The sequence below is a fragment of the Rhizobium sp. AG855 genome, assembly GCF_003610655.1.
Taxonomy (GTDB): Bacteria; Pseudomonadota; Alphaproteobacteria; order Rhizobiales; family Rhizobiaceae; genus Allorhizobium; species Allorhizobium wuzhouense.
Map to the genome: position 1 here is coordinate 1,872,943 of NZ_RAQG01000003.1, position 15,154 is coordinate 1,888,096.

Annotated in this window: 17 protein-coding genes; 13 read left to right on the forward strand and 4 right to left on the reverse strand. The window is 63.1% G+C overall.

Annotated features, from left to right (window positions below):
* The first annotated feature begins 6 nt into the window (after positions 1–6).
* Both DFO46_RS09145 and DFO46_RS09150 read left to right on the forward strand, forming a co-directional pair.
* Entirely contained in the window at positions 7–303 is a 297-nt protein-coding gene (locus tag DFO46_RS09145) for a nucleotidyltransferase domain-containing protein (protein ID WP_120277086.1), read from the forward strand.
* Between the two features lie 41 nt (positions 304–344).
* Positions 345–1,001 carry a glutathione S-transferase family protein gene (locus DFO46_RS09150; protein ID WP_245422541.1) on the forward strand — a complete coding sequence of 219 codons (657 nt, stop codon included), beginning with the start codon at positions 345–347 and terminating at the stop codon, positions 999–1,001.
* 40 nt (positions 1,002–1,041) lie between these two features.
* Here the strand turns inward: DFO46_RS09150 and DFO46_RS09155 are convergent, their stop codons facing one another.
* A complete protein-coding gene (locus DFO46_RS09155) occupies positions 1,042–1,962 on the reverse strand; it encodes a LysR substrate-binding domain-containing protein (protein ID WP_120277088.1) in 921 nt (306 codons plus the stop codon).
* Between the two features lie 123 nt (positions 1,963–2,085).
* Between DFO46_RS09155 and DFO46_RS09160 the strand changes: the two genes are divergently transcribed.
* The 3 genes from DFO46_RS09160 to DFO46_RS09170 all read left to right on the forward strand — a co-directional run bounded on the left by DFO46_RS09160 (position 2,086) and on the right by DFO46_RS09170 (position 4,889).
* The gene (locus DFO46_RS09160; protein ID WP_183041932.1) at positions 2,086–3,216 is read left to right on the forward strand and encodes a TauD/TfdA family dioxygenase; all 1,131 of its coding nucleotides are present in this window, start codon (positions 2,086–2,088) and stop codon (positions 3,214–3,216) included.
* Entirely contained in the window at positions 3,213–3,977 is a 765-nt protein-coding gene (locus DFO46_RS09165) for a class II aldolase/adducin family protein (RefSeq protein ID WP_120277090.1), read from the forward strand. Before DFO46_RS09160 ends, DFO46_RS09165 begins: the two co-directional genes overlap by 4 nt.
* Positions 3,978–4,103: 126 nt before the next feature.
* Entirely contained in the window at positions 4,104–4,889 is a 786-nt protein-coding gene (locus DFO46_RS09170; RefSeq protein ID WP_120277091.1) for a carbon-nitrogen hydrolase family protein, read from the forward strand.
* A 21-nt stretch (positions 4,890–4,910) separates the two neighbouring features.
* Here DFO46_RS09170 and DFO46_RS09175 read toward each other — a convergent pair whose 3' ends face one another.
* Both DFO46_RS09175 and ilvD read right to left on the reverse strand, forming a co-directional pair.
* Positions 4,911–5,339, reverse strand: a complete 429-nt coding sequence (locus tag DFO46_RS09175; protein ID WP_120277092.1) for a VOC family protein — start codon at positions 5,337–5,339, stop codon at positions 4,911–4,913.
* Between the two features lie 164 nt (positions 5,340–5,503).
* On the reverse strand, positions 5,504–7,339 hold the full coding sequence (ilvD, locus tag DFO46_RS09180; RefSeq protein ID WP_120277093.1) for a dihydroxy-acid dehydratase: 1,836 nt from the start codon (positions 7,337–7,339) through the stop codon (positions 5,504–5,506).
* A gap of 234 nt (positions 7,340–7,573) precedes the next feature.
* Here ilvD and DFO46_RS09185 point away from each other — a divergent pair, with 234 nt between their 5' ends.
* From DFO46_RS09185 to DFO46_RS09200, 4 genes are all read left to right on the forward strand, one after another.
* Entirely contained in the window at positions 7,574–8,188 is a 615-nt protein-coding gene (locus DFO46_RS09185) for a thermonuclease family protein (RefSeq protein ID WP_183041869.1), read from the forward strand.
* 162 nt (positions 8,189–8,350) lie between these two features.
* On the forward strand, positions 8,351–9,313 hold the full coding sequence (gene msrP / locus DFO46_RS09190) for a protein-methionine-sulfoxide reductase catalytic subunit MsrP (protein WP_120277095.1): 963 nt from the start codon (positions 8,351–8,353) through the stop codon (positions 9,311–9,313).
* Positions 9,310–9,954 (forward strand): protein-methionine-sulfoxide reductase heme-binding subunit MsrQ, encoded by a 645-nt coding sequence (msrQ, locus tag DFO46_RS09195; protein ID WP_120277096.1) that lies wholly within the window; start codon positions 9,310–9,312, stop codon positions 9,952–9,954. Before msrP ends, msrQ begins: the two co-directional genes overlap by 4 nt.
* Positions 9,955–10,082: 128 nt before the next feature.
* Positions 10,083–11,435, forward strand: coding sequence for a diguanylate cyclase (locus DFO46_RS09200; RefSeq protein WP_120277097.1), 1,353 nt, complete (start codon positions 10,083–10,085; stop codon positions 11,433–11,435).
* 23 nt (positions 11,436–11,458) lie between these two features.
* On the opposite strand, the gene DFO46_RS09205 is transcribed toward DFO46_RS09200, so the two are convergent.
* Positions 11,459–12,331: a DUF817 domain-containing protein gene (locus DFO46_RS09205; protein WP_120277098.1), complete on the reverse strand. Its 873-nt coding sequence runs from the start codon at positions 12,329–12,331 to the stop codon at positions 11,459–11,461.
* A gap of 52 nt (positions 12,332–12,383) precedes the next feature.
* On the opposite strand from DFO46_RS09205, the gene DFO46_RS09210 reads away from it, so the two are divergent.
* The 4 genes from DFO46_RS09210 to DFO46_RS09225 all read left to right on the forward strand — a co-directional run bounded on the left by DFO46_RS09210 (position 12,384) and on the right by DFO46_RS09225 (position 15,117).
* A complete protein-coding gene (locus DFO46_RS09210; protein ID WP_120277099.1) occupies positions 12,384–12,794 on the forward strand; it encodes a DUF2809 domain-containing protein in 411 nt (136 codons plus the stop codon).
* Positions 12,795–12,887: 93 nt separating this feature from the next.
* Positions 12,888–13,325: a YciI family protein gene (locus DFO46_RS09215; protein ID WP_120277100.1), complete on the forward strand. Its 438-nt coding sequence runs from the start codon at positions 12,888–12,890 to the stop codon at positions 13,323–13,325.
* A 6-nt stretch (positions 13,326–13,331) separates the two neighbouring features.
* Positions 13,332–13,760 carry a VOC family protein gene (locus DFO46_RS09220; RefSeq protein WP_120277101.1) on the forward strand — a complete coding sequence of 143 codons (429 nt, stop codon included), beginning with the start codon at positions 13,332–13,334 and terminating at the stop codon, positions 13,758–13,760.
* 103 nt (positions 13,761–13,863) lie between these two features.
* Positions 13,864–15,117, forward strand: a complete 1,254-nt coding sequence (locus tag DFO46_RS09225; RefSeq protein WP_120278197.1) for a sigma-70 family RNA polymerase sigma factor — start codon at positions 13,864–13,866, stop codon at positions 15,115–15,117.
* The last annotated feature ends 37 nt before the right edge of the window (positions 15,118–15,154 follow it).

The following is a 15,154-nucleotide window of genomic DNA, read 5'->3' on the forward strand; positions in this document are numbered from 1 at the left end:
CCTCGCATGAAACAGGTCGAAGCCCTATCGCAGCTCAAGCGGCTTGCCCCAACGGTCCGGGCCATGGGGGCAACCGCACTGTTTGTTTTCGGTTCGACGGCCCGCGACGAAGCGAAACCAACAAGTGATCTGGACCTGTTTATTGATCATGATCCAGCCCAGACGTTTTCCCTGATTGAGCTTATCGGCATCCAGCAGTTTCTGGAGCAGGAGCTTTCGATGGCTATTGACCTCACGACACGCAATAGCCTGCATCCCTTGCTCCGGGCCGATGTCGAGCGGACTGCGCTTCGGGTGTTTTGACTGCATCACACACATCCGAATTGGATGCATGAGGAGCGATGGTGACGGAGCCTGCAAGCAGAAAACCACCTCGGCTCTATGGCGCCGATTACAGCGTTTACGTGCGGATCGCGCGCCTTGCCCTTCTGGAAAAAGGCGTTGCCTATGATCTCGTGCCGGTCGACATCTTTGCCGAAGACGGGATTCCAGCAGCGCATCGGCAGAGGCATCCTTTCGGAAAAATCCCGGCCTTCGAACACGGCGATTTCCATCTCTATGAGACTGGCGCCATCACCCGCTATGTCGACGAGGCCTTTGACGGGCCGGCGCTTCAGCCTGCCGATGCGAAAACGCGCGCCAGGATGAACCAGATCATCAGCATTGCTGATGGCTATGTGTATCCGCAGATGGTCTGGGGGCTTTATGTGGAATGCATCGAAAAGCCGAAGCGGGGGGAAACTCCGGATGAAGGGCGCGTGGAGACAGCGCGCGGCGTTGCCCGGATCACGCTCGGCGTGCTCGCCGGCTTTCTTTCCGAGCAGCAGTGGATGTGTGGCGACACACTCACGCTGGCGGATCTTCATCTGGCGCCGATCATCGCCTATGCGCTGGAGGTGCCGGAGCTGCGCCAGATGTTTGCGGAGTACGGCAATCTCGGCGATTGGTGGCAGATGGTGACAGCGCTGGAGAGTTTTCAGGAAACGCAGCCTTCTTCGTAATCGGCGCCGTCGATATTCCGCTATTTTCCTATTTGCCTAATTACGCACCCTGCCCCACCCCGTCATGGGCTTCTTCCGCCCGCTCCCCCAGCCAGGCCACAAACGCTTTGACCGCCGGGCGTTTCGCGGCCGCTGGCGCGACCGTGGCAAAGTAGGCGGTGCCGAGGTCGAGGGCGCCATCGGGCCAGGGTTTGAGGCTGCCCTCGGCGACGAGGGTGTCGGTGATCGAGCGCCAGCCGAGCATCAGGCCGCGGCCGTCCAACGCCGCCTGCACGGCCTGGACGTAGTTGTCGAAGATGTGGGAGGGGCCGCGCGGCTTGGGCAGGTCGCGTCGGCTAAGATAATCGGTCCAGCCTTCCCAGTGGCGCGCCTCGACGGTGCGGACATGGATGAGCGGGGCAGCGTCCAGCCCCTCGCCTTTTGCCAAGAGGTTTTCGACCAGCGCCGGGCGGCCGACGGGGCAGACGGCCTCGTCGAAGAGGCGCAGCGTCGCGCCATCCGTCCAGGTGCCGCGACCATAGCGCAACACGAGATCGGTGCCGGGCCACATTTGCGGCAGGTCGGTGGGCGGCACCTGGACATTGACGACATAGCCGGGATGGCGGGCGTAGAAGTCGCTCAGGCGCGGCATCAGCCAGTGGGTGGCCAGCCCCATGGTGCAGGCGACGGTGAGACGCTGGTCTTCGAGGCCGGTGCTGGTGCGGATTTCCTCGATCGTGTCGGCGATCAGGTCGAGGCCATCGCGGGTGGCGCGGGCGAGCTGCTGGCCGGGTTCGGTCAGCCTGGCCGGCCGGGTCGTGCGGTCGATCAGGATGGCGCCGACATGGTCTTCCAGCGCCTTCAGCGCTTGCGTCACGGCGGGCTGGGTGACGTTCAAGGCGGTTGCCGCCTCGCGCATGGAACCGAGCCGGGCGACGGCCTCGAAGGTGGTCAGAAGGCGTAAGGGGGGCAGACGGCTCAACTTAACCTCCAGCTTAACTCAGCATAAGCATAATCGCTCTGGCCTCGCCTGTTAAGTCGGATGATGATCGTCAAATCCGATCCGCTCTATCGCTGCCCCAGCTTAAGGAAATTCGCTGTGAATATGCATGTTGCCGCAGGCGCCGTGACCCTGGCCGAAAAAGGGCTGAACCTGCCGCTCTCCGAGGGAAAGCAGGCCTATTTCAATTATTACTGGCTGCGCGACAATTGTCCCTCCTCCTTCGACAGCACGACGCGCGAACGCAGCTTCGACATCTTCCACCTCTCTGCTGCTCCGCGCGCTGCCAGTGCCGAGATCGAAGACGGGACGCTTGTCATCCGCTGGGCGGGCGAGAACCATGTGTCGCGCTTTCCGCTGTCGCTGCTTGAACTCTACACCGAAGGCAAACATCGGCCTGACCCGGCCGACCTGCCCCGCAGGGCCTGGTTCAGCGACCACTATCCAAACATTCCCCGCTTCTCGCAGCCGGAACTGATGCGCGATCCGAAGAAGGTTGCCGAATGGCTCGAAGCCATGATCGTCGAAGGGTTGACGATCGTCACCGATATGCCCGACAGCAACGAAGGGCTGACCGAGACCGTCAAGCTGATGGGCCATGTGCGGCCGACCTTCTTCGGCGAATATTTTGATGTGAAGACGCATATCAACCCGACCAACACGGCCTATACGGCGAAAGCCTTGGAGCTGCATACCGACACGCCGGCCGAGGAGCATGCGCCGGGCATCCAGTTCCTGCATTGCCGGGCCAATACCGTCGAAGGCGGCATGAGCATCTATTCGGACGGTGTGGCGGTGGCGAATGCCTTCCGCGAGATCGACCCGGAGGGGTTCAAGCTCTTGTCGGAGATCGACATTCCCTTCTTCTGCGAGCACGACACCTATGACATGCGCTCGCGGCAGCGGGTGATCGAGCTCGACAAACATGGCGAGGTCTCGGGGCTGACGATCAGCCAGCATATGGCCGACCTGTTCGACCTGCCGCAGACCGTGCTCGACGACTATTATCCGGCCTTCTGCCGCTTCGGCAAAATGCTGCAGGACGACCGCTTCATGATGCGCTTCCTGATGAAGGCCGGGGAGTGCATGGTGTTCGACAACCACCGGATCGTGCATGGGCGTATGGCCTATTCGGCGACCAGCGGTGATCGTTATCTGCGCGGCTGTTATGCTGATCGCGAGGAGATGCGCTCGACCTACCGGGCGCTGACGACGGAAGGGCGGTTCAAGGCATGAACATTTCTCCCGTTGTCAACGACATGCTCGATGAGGCTGCACTGACCACCCTGCGTCAGGATCTGGCGGCGGCCTTCCGGCTTTGCCATCGCTTCGGCTGGAGCGAGTCGGTCGGCAATCATTTCAGCGCGGCGGTCTCCGCCAATGGGCGGAAATTTCTGCTCAATCCGCGCTGGCAGCATTTTGCCACGGTCAAGGCGAGCGATCTGCTGCTGCTCGATGCCGATGATCCTGATGTGATGCACCGGCCCAATGCGCCAGATCCGTCGGCCTGGACCGTGCATGGCACGCTGCACCGGATGCTGCCGGAGGCGCGGGTGATCCTGCATTGCCATTCGCCCTATGCAGTCGCGCTCTCCTGCCTCAAGGACCCGACGCTTCTGCCGCTCGACAACAACACGGCGCGGTTCTTCGGGCGGATCGGCTATGATTTGTCGTTTGGCGGGATCGCCGACGCGGCGGAAGAAGGGGAGCGGCTGGCCGAGATGATCCGTGGCAAGGCGGTGCTGGTGATGGGTAATCACGGCGTCTCGGTTGCCGGTGAGACGGTGGCGGATGCGTTTGAGGATCTGTATTTCTTCGAGAAGGCAGCGCAGACGATGGTGCTGGCGCTGTCGACCGGCAAGCCGCTGGCGGTGCTGTCGGACGAGATCGCGCAGGGCACGTCGGATGGGTGGATTCCGTATCGCGGCATGGCGGAGCGGCATTTTGCGTATTTGAAGTCGTGCCTCGACAAGGAGGATCCGAGTTATCAGGATTGAGATCCAGACGGCAGCGGATGGCTCCCTCGCGTTTGCTTTCGTGACGGATGGTCGACACGCATTGCGCGAACACCACGCCACCCCTATCTGTTTCGGGTCACGAAAACGGGTGGAGGAGCGTCATCAATGAAAGCCGAACGGATCAAGGTGGCACTGGCACAGGTGCTGCCGGGCGCGGATATCGAGGCTCTCTTCGCACAGGCGGCAGCGGAAAGCGCAGATGTCATCGTCTTTCCGGAAATGTTCTCAAATGGATATGGCCGGTATGAAACGACGCCGTCCGGCCGCGCGGCGTGGATCGAGGCCGCCGAGGCGATCGACGGCGCCTTTGTCGAACGGTTTCGCCAGGCGGCGCTTCGTCACCGGATCGCCACTGTCGTGACCCTGCTGGAGCGGGGTGAGGACAAGCCGTTCAACACAGTGCTTCTCATCGACCGGCAGGGCCAGACGGTGTTGCGGCAGCGCAAACGCCACATCTGCTTTTTCGACAATCCGGAAGATGCCTGCGCTGCCGGGGAGCGGTCGGACGTGACCGAACTCGTCACCGCGCATGGCACGATCACCGTCGGGCTGATGATCTGCATGGACCGGGAGTTTCCCGATGTCGCCACGGACCTGATGCGGGCGGGCGCCGAGATCATTCTGGTTCCCAACAGTTGCGCGCTGGTCGACGATGCCGAAATCGGAGATGTGCGGCTGGCCGGCATTCGTGCCACGGCCTACCAGACTGTGACCTGCATGGCGGTGGCGAACTATCCTGAGCCGAAAGATGACGGGCATTCGGTGGCTGTCGATGAACTGGGCCACGTCGTTTCCATCGGGCCGACAGAAGCCGGCTTGGTGTTCGCCGCGTTCGATCTGACCAGGGTGCGCGAGACACAGAAGCAGGAGTGGTTTCGGCGGAAACGCTGAACATTTATCCAAATGCACGTGTCAGCCGCGTCCATCCGGATATTCGGCGGGGCCCTTGATCTCGATCGTGTTGCCGAAGGGGTCCTTCACATAGAAGGAATGGCCCATGCCGCGGGCGCCGCCGTGCATGGCTTCGCGGTCGATGGCGACGTTGTGGCGGGCGAGATGGGCGCGCAGGTCGTCGTGGTCGAAGGGGCCGGTGGCGATGCAGATGTGGTCGACATTTCGGCCGCCGGCGACGGGCGGGGCAGCCTTTTGGCCGCCGGGATGGGTGATGTCCCAGAGCACGATCAGGGCCGCGCCGCACCAGACCTGTTCCATGCCGAGCGCCGGATAAGAATAACCGGGGCGGCAGCCGAGGGCGTCGTGATAGAAGCGGAGCGCCTTTTCCATGTCGTCGACGATGAAGACGACGTGGTCGATACCGACGAGGCTGAAGGGGACGGTCATGGCGGCTCCAGATGTGCGGGACATTCAGGCTTGGCGACAATTCGGTCCGGTTGACCACCCGGTGGTTTTCGCAGCGTGGTCTTGGGCGGCGTGTCGTTGGCCGCTTACTCAAGACAGGCAGGGTCAGGAGGCGGCGGGCCGCCTCCTGCTTGTCAGGTTAAGTCTTATTCCGGCAAAATCCGCACCGCACCCTTGTCGGCCGAGGCTGCGAAAGCGGCATAGGCTTTCAGCGCCGTCGTGACGTTGCGCTTGCGCTTTTCGGCAGGCTGCCAGCCCTTGGCGTCCTGCTCGGCGCGGCGGCGCTCCAGTTCGGCCGGGTCGATGGCGAGGTTGATCGTGCGGTTCGGGATGTCGATCTCGATCGTGTCGCCTTCCTGGACGAGGCCGATCGCGCCGCCCTGGGCTGCTTCCGGCGAGGCGTGGCCGATGGAGAGGCCGGACGTGCCGCCGGAGAAGCGGCCGTCGGTGATCAGCGCGCAGGCCTTCCCGAGGCCCTTCGACTTCAGATAGCTCGTCGGATAGAGCATTTCCTGCATGCCGGGGCCGCCTTTCGGGCCTTCGTAACGGATGACGACGACGTCGCCGGCCTTGATCTCATTGGACAGGATCGCCTTGACCGAGGCGTCCTGGCTTTCGAAGACGCGGGCCGGGCCGGAGAATTTCAGGATGGATTCATCCACACCGGCAGTCTTCACGATGCAGCCGTCGAGCGCGATGTTGCCGTAGAGCACGGCCAGACCGCCATCCTTGGAGAAGGGCTTTTCGACCGAGCGGATGACACCCTTGTCCGAGTCGGTGTCCAGTTCATCCCAGCGCGAGGACTGCGAGAAGGCGACCTGGGTCGGCACGCCGCCGGGGGCGGCCTTGAAGAAGGTGCGGACCGTCTCGGAATTGGTGCGGGTGATATCCCAGCGGTTGATGGCGTCGCCGAGCGTCGGGGCGTGCACGGTCTTGCAATCGGTGTTGAGCAGGCCGCCGCGTTCGAGTTCGCCGAGGATGCGCATGATGCCGCCGGCGCGGTGCACGTCTTCCATGTGCACGTCCTGCTTGGCGGGAGCAACCTTGGAGAGGCAGGGCACGCGGCGCGACAGGCGGTCGATGTCGTCCATGGTGAAATCGACGCCGCCTTCATACGCGGCTGCGAGGATGTGCAGAACCGTGTTGGTCGAGCCGCCCATGGCGATATCGAGCGCCATGGCGTTCTCGAAGGCTTCCTTCGTTGCGATCGAGCGCGGCAGGACGCTGTCATCATCCTGCTCGTAGTAACGGCGGGCGAGATCGACGATCAGGTGGCCGGCCTCGACGAAGAGGCGCTTGCGGTCGGAATGGGTGGCGAGCGTCGAGCCGTTGCCGGGCAGCGAGAGACCCAGCGCTTCGGTCAGGCAGTTCATCGAATTGGCGGTGAACATGCCGGAGCAGGAGCCGCAAGTCGGACAGGCCGAGCGTTCGATGGTGTTGACGTCCTCGTCGGAAATCTTGTCGTCGGCAGCGGCGACCATGGCATCGACGAGGTCAAGCGCAACCGTCTTGCCATGCATGACGACCTTGCCGGCTTCCATCGGGCCACCGGAGACGAAGACGGCGGGGATGTTCAGGCGCATGGCGGCCGAGAGCATGCCGGGGGTGATCTTGTCGCAGTTCGAAATGCAGACCATGGCATCGGCGCAGTGGGCGTTGACCATGTATTCGACCGAGTCGGAGATGATCTCGCGCGACGGCAGCGAATAGAGCATGCCGTCATGGCCCATGGCGATGCCGTCATCGACCGCGATGGTGTTGAATTCCTTCGCCACGCCGCCGGCGGCCTCAATCTCACGAGCGACGAGCTGGCCGAGATCCTTCAGGTGGACGTGGCCGGGCACGAACTGAGTAAACGAGTTGACGACCGCGATGATCGGCTTGCCGAAATCGCCATCCTTCATGCCGGTGGCGCGCCAGAGGCCGCGCGCGCCCGCCATGTTGCGGCCGTGGGTGGTGGTTCTCGAACGATAGACGGGCATGGGTGTTACCTCGATGTCGGTTCTGGCCCGCAGGCAAACGCCCAATGGCGCTCGGCGCGCGGTGCCCTTTTTGGAAAGGATCTAAGCCAAGGTGGCGATCCTGTCACTAGCAGCTTCCCTGAAATCGGTACGGTTTCCGGCTCTGCACCCGCACGACAATTCGCATTTGAGTGATCGCGTTAAGCCCGGGGCAAGACGTCTCTCCTAATCTTTGACGGCGAAGGAGGCGTCATGATGACCCGGAAACCCGCCCGCGTGCTGTTGCTGAAGGATGCCCGGCAGAAGCTGGCCGGACCATCGCCCGCGCCCCACCCCCAGAGGCGCCTGATCGACTTCATTCCCCTGCGGCTGACCGCCGTTTCGCTGCTCGGCGTGGTGGCGATCTACCTCGGCGTGTTGCCCAGCCCCAATCTGGCGCCGTCCAAATTGATGGCTGATGCCAGCGGCCTGATCGACCTCTCGACCACCGGCTCCGTCGCGCCCGATGCAGAGCCGATCCGTGCCAAGTTCTCGATCTGCGCCTCGGCCACGCGGATCAACTGCGTCGTCGACGGGGACACGTTCTGGTATGGCGGGGTGAAATACCGGATTTCGGACATCAACACGCCGGAAATCAGCCAGCCGGCCTGCGAGCGGGAACGGCAACTTGCGCGCCAGGCGCAGGTGGCGCTCTTGCAGACGCTGAACGGCCGCGGACTGACGCTCGAGCAGCAGGAATGGCGGGATACCGACAAGTATGGGCGAAAGCTGCGCGTCGTGATGCAGGACGGACACTCGATCGGCGACGCATTGATCGCGCGGGGTCTGGCGCATCGCTGGGAAGGCCACAAGCTCAACTGGTGTGGCTGACGGCTGTCGCTCGACACCCGGATTTCTTACAGGCCGCGCGGCGCCCCACGCTACACGAAATTGTTCCCGCTCGACTTCTTTTCCCCGGCATGAAACTCTGTTTTCCTGCCGCTCGTCTCCTATGTCATATCGAAGGCATACCGGAGCTTCACGAGGTCGATCATGTCCCGCTACCGTCCTACCCGCATCGCCGAAAGCGCCATCACACCGAAGTCGCTGTATCTCCGACGCCGAGAATTCATTGGCGCCGCCGCCGGAGGGCTTGCGGCTGCCGCCCTGCCCTCGATTGCGGGCGCCGCCCAACTGACCATGCCCCTGGCTGCCAAACCCAGCGCCTACAAGGTCGATGACAAGCTGACCTCCAAGGAGGATGTGACCAGCTACAACAACTTCTACGAATTCGGGACCGGCAAGGAAGATCCGGCGCGCAACTCCGGCTCGCTCAACACGCGCCCGTGGACGATCGAAGTCGGCGGCATGGTCAACAAGCCGCAGGTGATCGACATCGAGACGATCCTGAAAGAATTCCCGATGGAAGAGCGCGTCTACCGGATGCGCTGCGTCGAGGCCTGGTCGATGGTGATTCCGTGGATCGGTTTCCCGATTTCGGCGCTGCTCGACCGGGTAGAGCCCTTGGGTTCGGCAAAATACGTCGCCTTCGAAACGCTTGTTCGCCCTGAGGAAATGCAGGGACAGGCCGGTCTCTTCCAGGCGCTGGAATGGCCCTATGTCGAGGGCCTCAGGCTCGATGAAGCGCGCCATCCGCTGGCGATCCTGGCGACCGGGCTCTATGGCGAGACGCTGCCGAACCAGAACGGCGCGCCGATCCGGCTCGTCGTTCCCTGGAAATACGGCTTCAAGGGCATCAAGTCGATCGTCAAGATAACGCTGACCGACAAGGAGCCGCCGTCAACCTGGAACAAGCTGCAGTCGTCCGAATACGGCTTCTACGCCAACGTCAATCCGGCCGTCGACCATCCGCGCTGGAGCCAGGCAACCGAACGGCGGATCGGCGAGGCCGACGGGCTGTTCGGCGGTGCGCGCATCGATACGCTGCCGTTCAACGGCTATGCCGACGAGGTCGCCGGCCTCTATGCCGGCATGGACCTGACGAAGTTCTACTGATGACCGCGCTTTCGCTGCCTGCCCTTCCCGCCCGCTACAAGCCGGCCTCGATCTGGGTGCTTTACGTCGTCGGCCTCCTGCCGGGGTTCTATGCCTTCTATCTCGGCATCTTCGGCGGGCTTGGCGCGGACCCGGTTCGCGCCTTCGAGCATCTTCTGGGGCTCTGGGCGCTCCGGTTTCTCTGTCTCGGGCTTGCCGTCACGCCGCTGCGCGATCTCTTCGGCATTAACCTCATTGCCTACCGGCGCGCGCTGGGGCTGATCGCCTTCTATTATGTGCTGGCGCATTTCACCGTCTATTTGACGCTCGATCGCGGATTGATCTTCTCGTCGATCGCCGGCGATATCCTGAAGCGGCCCTATATCATGTTCGGCATGGCCGGGCTGTTGATGCTGATCCCGCTCGCCCTGACCTCCAACCAGGTCTCGATCCGGCGGCTGGGGCCGACATGGAACAAGCTGCACAAGCTTGTGTATCCGGTGCTGATCGTCGCCGTGCTGCATTATGCCCTGTCGCTGAAGGTGATCTCGGCGGAGCCGGCCTTCTACATCACGGTCGCGGTCGTATTGCTCGGCTACCGCCTCATTCGACCCCGGATCATGGCGCGCCGTCGGGCGAAGCGCGGGATGGCAAGGCCCTGACGGAGCGATTGTCGCTTTAAGAACAATTCGTCGCCTCAAAGTGTCAATTGTGGCGGATGATTATTCAGATCGCATTAATACATCGGGCCCTAAGTTGCGGTGTGATCGTCAGGAGGACGGCCCGAGACATGAAGCCCCACGCGGAATTTTCAGGACGTGACAGCGCTACCTTCGGCTGGGCTTGCCACGCTCAATCCGTGCGCGGGGCGCAGAAGTCGAACAGCATTCTGCTGATCGAGGATTCCCTGGCCGTTGCCAACCTCATCATGTCCCGGCTCGCGGCGGTCTCGAGCGCAACGATCGTCCATTGCACAAGCCTTGCCGAGGCCCGTCGCGCCTTCACGGCCGAGCGGTTCGCCTTCGCCATCACCGGGCTCAACCTGCCGGACGGCGGTGGCGAGGACATTCTCGGCGTGCTCGACGATGCTGACCTTACGGCCATCGTCTTCACCGCCCGTCATGACGCGCAGGCACAGGCGCGCTACGCGCAGATGCAGCTGCTCGACTACTGCGTCAAGGATGAAAACAATTCCATCGGCCGGGTGGTGCAGACGGCTGTGCGGGTGCTCGGCAATGCGGATGTGAAAGTGCTCGTGGTCGATGACCAGAACAGCGCGCGCCAGAGCCTGGTCGACCTGCTGACACGGCACAATTTCGATGTGCGGGAGGCGCGCTCCGGGGCCGAGGCGCTGACGATCCTTGCGGAGGAAAAGGATGTCGAGCTGCTGATCACCGACTACAATATGCCCGACATGGACGGCTATACGCTGGTGCAGCATGTGCGCCAGAGTTCCGCCTATACCCAGCTCAGGATCATCGGCGTGACATCGTCCAGCGATCGCCGCGTCAGTTCGCTTTTTCTCAAGGCGGGCGCCAATGACTTCATCTACCGGCCGCTGCTGGCGGAAGAGTTCCAATGTCGCATCGACAGCAATGTCGACACGATCAAGCTGATCAAGCGCCTGCGCTATTTTGCCGAGCGGGACCAACTGACCAATCTGCCCAACCGTCGCTACTTCTTCGAGGTGGTGGCGGAGATGATGCGCGAGGATCAGGCGATGGGCGTGGACAGCGCGGTTGCCCTGCTCGACATAGACTTCTTCAAGAAGGTCAACGACACCTACGGCCATGAGGCGGGCGACGATACGCTGCGTCGCGTCGCCGGTTGCGTCCAGGAGGCGGTCGAGGGCACGCCACACATGGCGGCCCGCCTCGGCGGCGAGGAATTCGCCTTCTATCTGCGGGGTCTGACTGACCAGTCGGCGCACGACTTCTGCGAGGCTGTTCGCATCGCGATCGAGGAGATGACGATCGAGCTGCGCAACGGCACCGAAATTTCCGTCACGACCTCATTCGGCCTTGCCAATGTGCAGGCCCGGGAGCCGCTGGACAACCAGCTGAATGCCGCCGACCAGTTTCTCTATATGGCCAAGGCCAATGGGCGAAACCAGGTGTTTTCCGAAATGTCGCTGATGGCGTGAGGGGCGGTTGGCTGACCCCGTCCCTACTGCGGAATGTAGATCTTTTCCCGGATGTGCTTGAGCGAGGCAACGATGGTGAAGGTCATGATCACCAGGAGCGTCCACGAACTCCACTTGCCGAGATGGACCGTCGACCAGGCGCCGATCTGATTGGGATAGTGCCAGATGGCGAAGAAGGTCGAGAGGTTCTCGGCCAACCAGATGAAGAAGCCGATCAGGATGAAGGCGAGGATCAGCGGCATGCGGCGGTCGCGATCAAAGGGACGGTAGACGACGGTTGCCCGGGCATAGAGACCGATGGCCAAGGCCGCGATGTACCAGCGGTAATCCCCGATATAATGGTGGGTGAAGAAGTTCCCGTAGATCGCCAGTGCCACCAGGGTCGCCATCCAGTACGGGGGATGATGGCGGATCCGCACATGCAGCAGGCGCCACGCCTGGATGATGTAGCTGCCGACGGCGGCATACATGAAGCCGGAGAAGAGCGGTACGCCGAGCAGCTTGGTATAGGCAAAATCGGGATAGGACCAGGACTGGATGGCGCCTGAGGTCTTGAAAACCTCCAGAGCGAAGCCGACGAGGTGAAAGAGGCAGATTGCCTTCAGCTCGTCCAAAGTCTCGAGTTTGGCCCAGACCATCCAGACCTGGATCGCAATCGCAATCAAGAGCAGCAGATCGTAGCGCGGAACGCCGAAAAGGCCCGCGCGGGGCATGACGAAGATCGAGACGAAGAAGAGCCCGGCAAAGAGGCAGGCACGGGCCTCCTTGATACCGAACAGAAGAAATTCCACACAGAAGCGGCGGATGCCAGAAAGCGCAGGCGCCGGCGGCGGATCGATCAGGAGACGGTCGATGCCGTCGAGGCTGATGCGCTCTCTTGAAGTCAGCGTGCTCATTCCCCCTCCCTTCGGCCCTTGTCTTTTGCCGGCCTGCCGGTAGACACGCGGCATGACCGGATCAAACGTCATTCTAAAGCTGCGCCTTTGGCGGCTGCTTGCGGCGCTCGCGACCATTGCCGTGGGAATCAGCCTGCGGCTGACCGGTTACGAGGTCGGCTTGCCCTATGGACTGGTCAAATATGGCGGTTCGATGCTCTGGGGGGCGATGGTGTTTCTGCTGGTGGCGGCCGCCCTGCCCCGCCGGCTGCGGCTGGCGACCGGGCTTGCCTGCGCAATCTCGCTCGCCGTCGAGCTCCTCCGGCTCTACCATGCTCCCTGGCTCGACGCTTTTCGGCTGACGCTTGCAGGCGCCTTGCTGCTGGGGCGTATCTTCTCGCTGTGGAACATTCTCGCCTATCTAATCGGCATCGCACTTGCCGGCTTTCTGGACCACCGCCTCCGCCATCGGCATCGCCACTAATTTTTTTTCTCTCCCGTGTCGAAACCTGCCATGCTCATCCGTTGAGGGGACAGGACCGGACAAGGCGGTCCGGACAACAAGAGGAGAGAAGTCATGCGTGTGATGGTCTTGGTGAAGGCGACGGAAGACAGCGAAGAAGGCATCATGCCGCCGCCGAAGCTGTTCGAGGACATGGGCAAATTCAACGAGGAGCTGGTGCAGGCCGGCATCATGCTGTCCGGCGACGGCTTGAAACCATCCAAGATGGGCAAGCGGGTGGCCTTTGACGGGCCGGACCGCCGGGTGATCGACGGGCCGTTCGCGGAGACCCGGGAGCTGGTTGCCGGCTACTGGATCTGGGAGGTCAAGGACATGGACGAAGCGGTCGCCTGGGTGAAGCGTTGCCCGAACCCGATGCTGGGGCCGAGCGAGATCGAAATCCGTCCCTTCTACGAGATGGAGGACTTTGCCGAGATCGCCACGCCCGAGGGCCAGGCGAGCCATGATCGCGCCGCCGAAGGCCTTGCAGCCCAGCAGAAAGAGAGAGGCTGAGACCGCATGAGCAAGATGATCTTCGTCAACCTGCCGGTGACCGATCTCGGCGCCTCGACGCGCTTCTACGAGGCGCTGGGGGCAGCGCGCAATCCGCATTTCTCCAACGAGAATGCGGCCTGCATGATGCTGACGGACACGATCGGCGTGATGATCCTGACGCATGACTATTACCGCAACTTCACCCAGCGGCCGATTGCCGATGCCAAGGCGACGAGCCAGATGCTGCTCGCGGTGACGGTTGGTGAACGGGCGGAGGTGGATCGGGTCCTGGAGGCTGCCAGCGCCAAGGGTGGGCGGGCCGATCCGAACCCGGCGCAGGATCATGGGTCGATGTTCAGCCGGTCGGTCGAGGATCCGGACGGGCATGTCTGGGAGATCTTCTGGATGGATCCCGCGGCCGTGCCGGGCGACAGCTCGACCGTCGACGCCTGAGGCCATGACCGGCGTTGACCGCACGGGCAAGGTGTCCATACTCCTGACCATGACACGAGATGGACAGGCGCCGGCTCATCCTTGCGATACGAGCCAGGACGCCATGGAGACGACCGCACGGGATATCGAGGCGATCTTCCGCCTGGAGCGGGTCCGGCTGATTGCCGGGCTCGCACGGCATGTGGGCGACATCAGCCTGGCCGAAGACCTGGCGCAGGACGCGCTGATGGCTGCCCTTGGTGCCTGGCCCCGGACGGGAACGCCGCCCAATCCCGGTGGCTGGCTGATGACGACGGCGAAACGTCGGGCCGTCGACCTCTGGCGGCGACGCCGGATGATGGCGCGGCACGAGGCGGCGATCACGCATGAGATCGAGGCCGGGCAGAGCGATGCACACGCGGCGGTCGAGGCGCATCTCGACGACGCGATCGGTGACGAACGGCTGTCGCTGATCTTCACCGCCTGCCATCCGTTGCTTTCCCGCGACCAGCGCACGGCGCTGACATTGAAGATTATCGCCGGCCTGACGACGGAGGAAATCGCGCGCGCCTTTCTCTCCCAGGAGACGACGGTGGCGCAGCGGATCGTCAGGGCCAAGAAGATCCTGCGTGACGGCGATGTCGCGTTCGAGGTGCCGCTTGGCGAGGAGCGCGCGGCACGCCTCGGCTCGGTGCTGGAGGTAATCTATCTCATCTTCAACGAGGGATATGCCGCAAGCCGGGGTGAGGATCTGATCCGGCCGCAGCTTTGTCAGGAGGCGATGCGGCTGGGGCGCATCCTGGTGGGCCTCGCGCCTGAAGAGCCGGAAGCGCATGCCCTGCTCTCGCTGATGGAGCTTCAGGCCTCGCGCTTCAAGGCACGGGTTGGCGCGGATGGTCGCGCGCTCACGCTCGAGACGCAGAACCGGGGGCTTTGGGACCGTCTGCTCATTCAACGCGGGCTGGCGGGGCTGGCGACTGTAACCAGGCTTGGCGGTGAAGATGGCGTTTATGCGCTGCAGGCGGCACTTGCAGCGGTGCATGCGCGGGCCACGACCTTTGCCAAGACCGACTGGACGCTGAGTGCTTCACTCTATGATCGGCTCATGGCGCGGCTCCCCTCGCCTGTTGTCGCACTCAACCGGGCCGTCGCGCATGCCATGGCGTTCGGACCGGAGACGGGGCTGGCGCTGCTGGAGGAGATCGAGGCGGAGCAGTCACTGGCGGGCTACGCGCCGCTCCCTGCGGCCAAGGGAGACTTCCTGTTTCGACTGGGGCGCATGGCCGAGGCACGGGCGGCGTTCGCGCGGGCGGCCGGGTTGAGTGGGAATGCCGCAGAGCGGGCGTTCCTGATGGGCCGCGCCGAGGCCTGCGGGTGAAGACTCTGAGGGCCGCCCGTCACGCAAACGGAAGACA

What these genes read in the sequence shown, in the direction of transcription:
- DFO46_RS09205 (WP_120277098.1), bottom strand. Translation starts at nt 12,331, where the DNA reads ATGAGCACGCTGACTTCAAGAGAGCGCATCAGCCTCGACGGCATCGAC.
- DFO46_RS09145 (WP_120277086.1), top strand. Translation starts at nt 7, where the DNA reads ATGAAACAGGTCGAAGCCCTATCGCAGCTCAAGCGGCTTGCCCCAACG.
- DFO46_RS09225 (WP_120278197.1), top strand. Translation starts at nt 13,864, where the DNA reads ATGGAGACGACCGCACGGGATATCGAGGCGATCTTCCGCCTGGAGCGG.
- DFO46_RS09160 (WP_183041932.1), top strand. Translation starts at nt 2,086, where the DNA reads ATGCATGTTGCCGCAGGCGCCGTGACCCTGGCCGAAAAAGGGCTGAAC.
- DFO46_RS09165 (WP_120277090.1), top strand. Translation starts at nt 3,213, where the DNA reads ATGAACATTTCTCCCGTTGTCAACGACATGCTCGATGAGGCTGCACTG.
- msrP (WP_120277095.1), top strand. Translation starts at nt 8,351, where the DNA reads ATGTCCCGCTACCGTCCTACCCGCATCGCCGAAAGCGCCATCACACCG.
- DFO46_RS09170 (WP_120277091.1), top strand. Translation starts at nt 4,104, where the DNA reads ATGAAAGCCGAACGGATCAAGGTGGCACTGGCACAGGTGCTGCCGGGC.
- DFO46_RS09200 (WP_120277097.1), top strand. Translation starts at nt 10,083, where the DNA reads ATGAAGCCCCACGCGGAATTTTCAGGACGTGACAGCGCTACCTTCGGC.
- ilvD (WP_120277093.1), bottom strand. Translation starts at nt 7,339, where the DNA reads ATGCCCGTCTATCGTTCGAGAACCACCACCCACGGCCGCAACATGGCG.
- DFO46_RS09185 (WP_183041869.1), top strand. Translation starts at nt 7,574, where the DNA reads ATGACCCGGAAACCCGCCCGCGTGCTGTTGCTGAAGGATGCCCGGCAG.
- DFO46_RS09220 (WP_120277101.1), top strand. Translation starts at nt 13,332, where the DNA reads ATGAGCAAGATGATCTTCGTCAACCTGCCGGTGACCGATCTCGGCGCC.
- DFO46_RS09210 (WP_120277099.1), top strand. Translation starts at nt 12,384, where the DNA reads ATGACCGGATCAAACGTCATTCTAAAGCTGCGCCTTTGGCGGCTGCTT.
- DFO46_RS09215 (WP_120277100.1), top strand. Translation starts at nt 12,888, where the DNA reads ATGCGTGTGATGGTCTTGGTGAAGGCGACGGAAGACAGCGAAGAAGGC.
- DFO46_RS09175 (WP_120277092.1), bottom strand. Translation starts at nt 5,339, where the DNA reads ATGACCGTCCCCTTCAGCCTCGTCGGTATCGACCACGTCGTCTTCATC.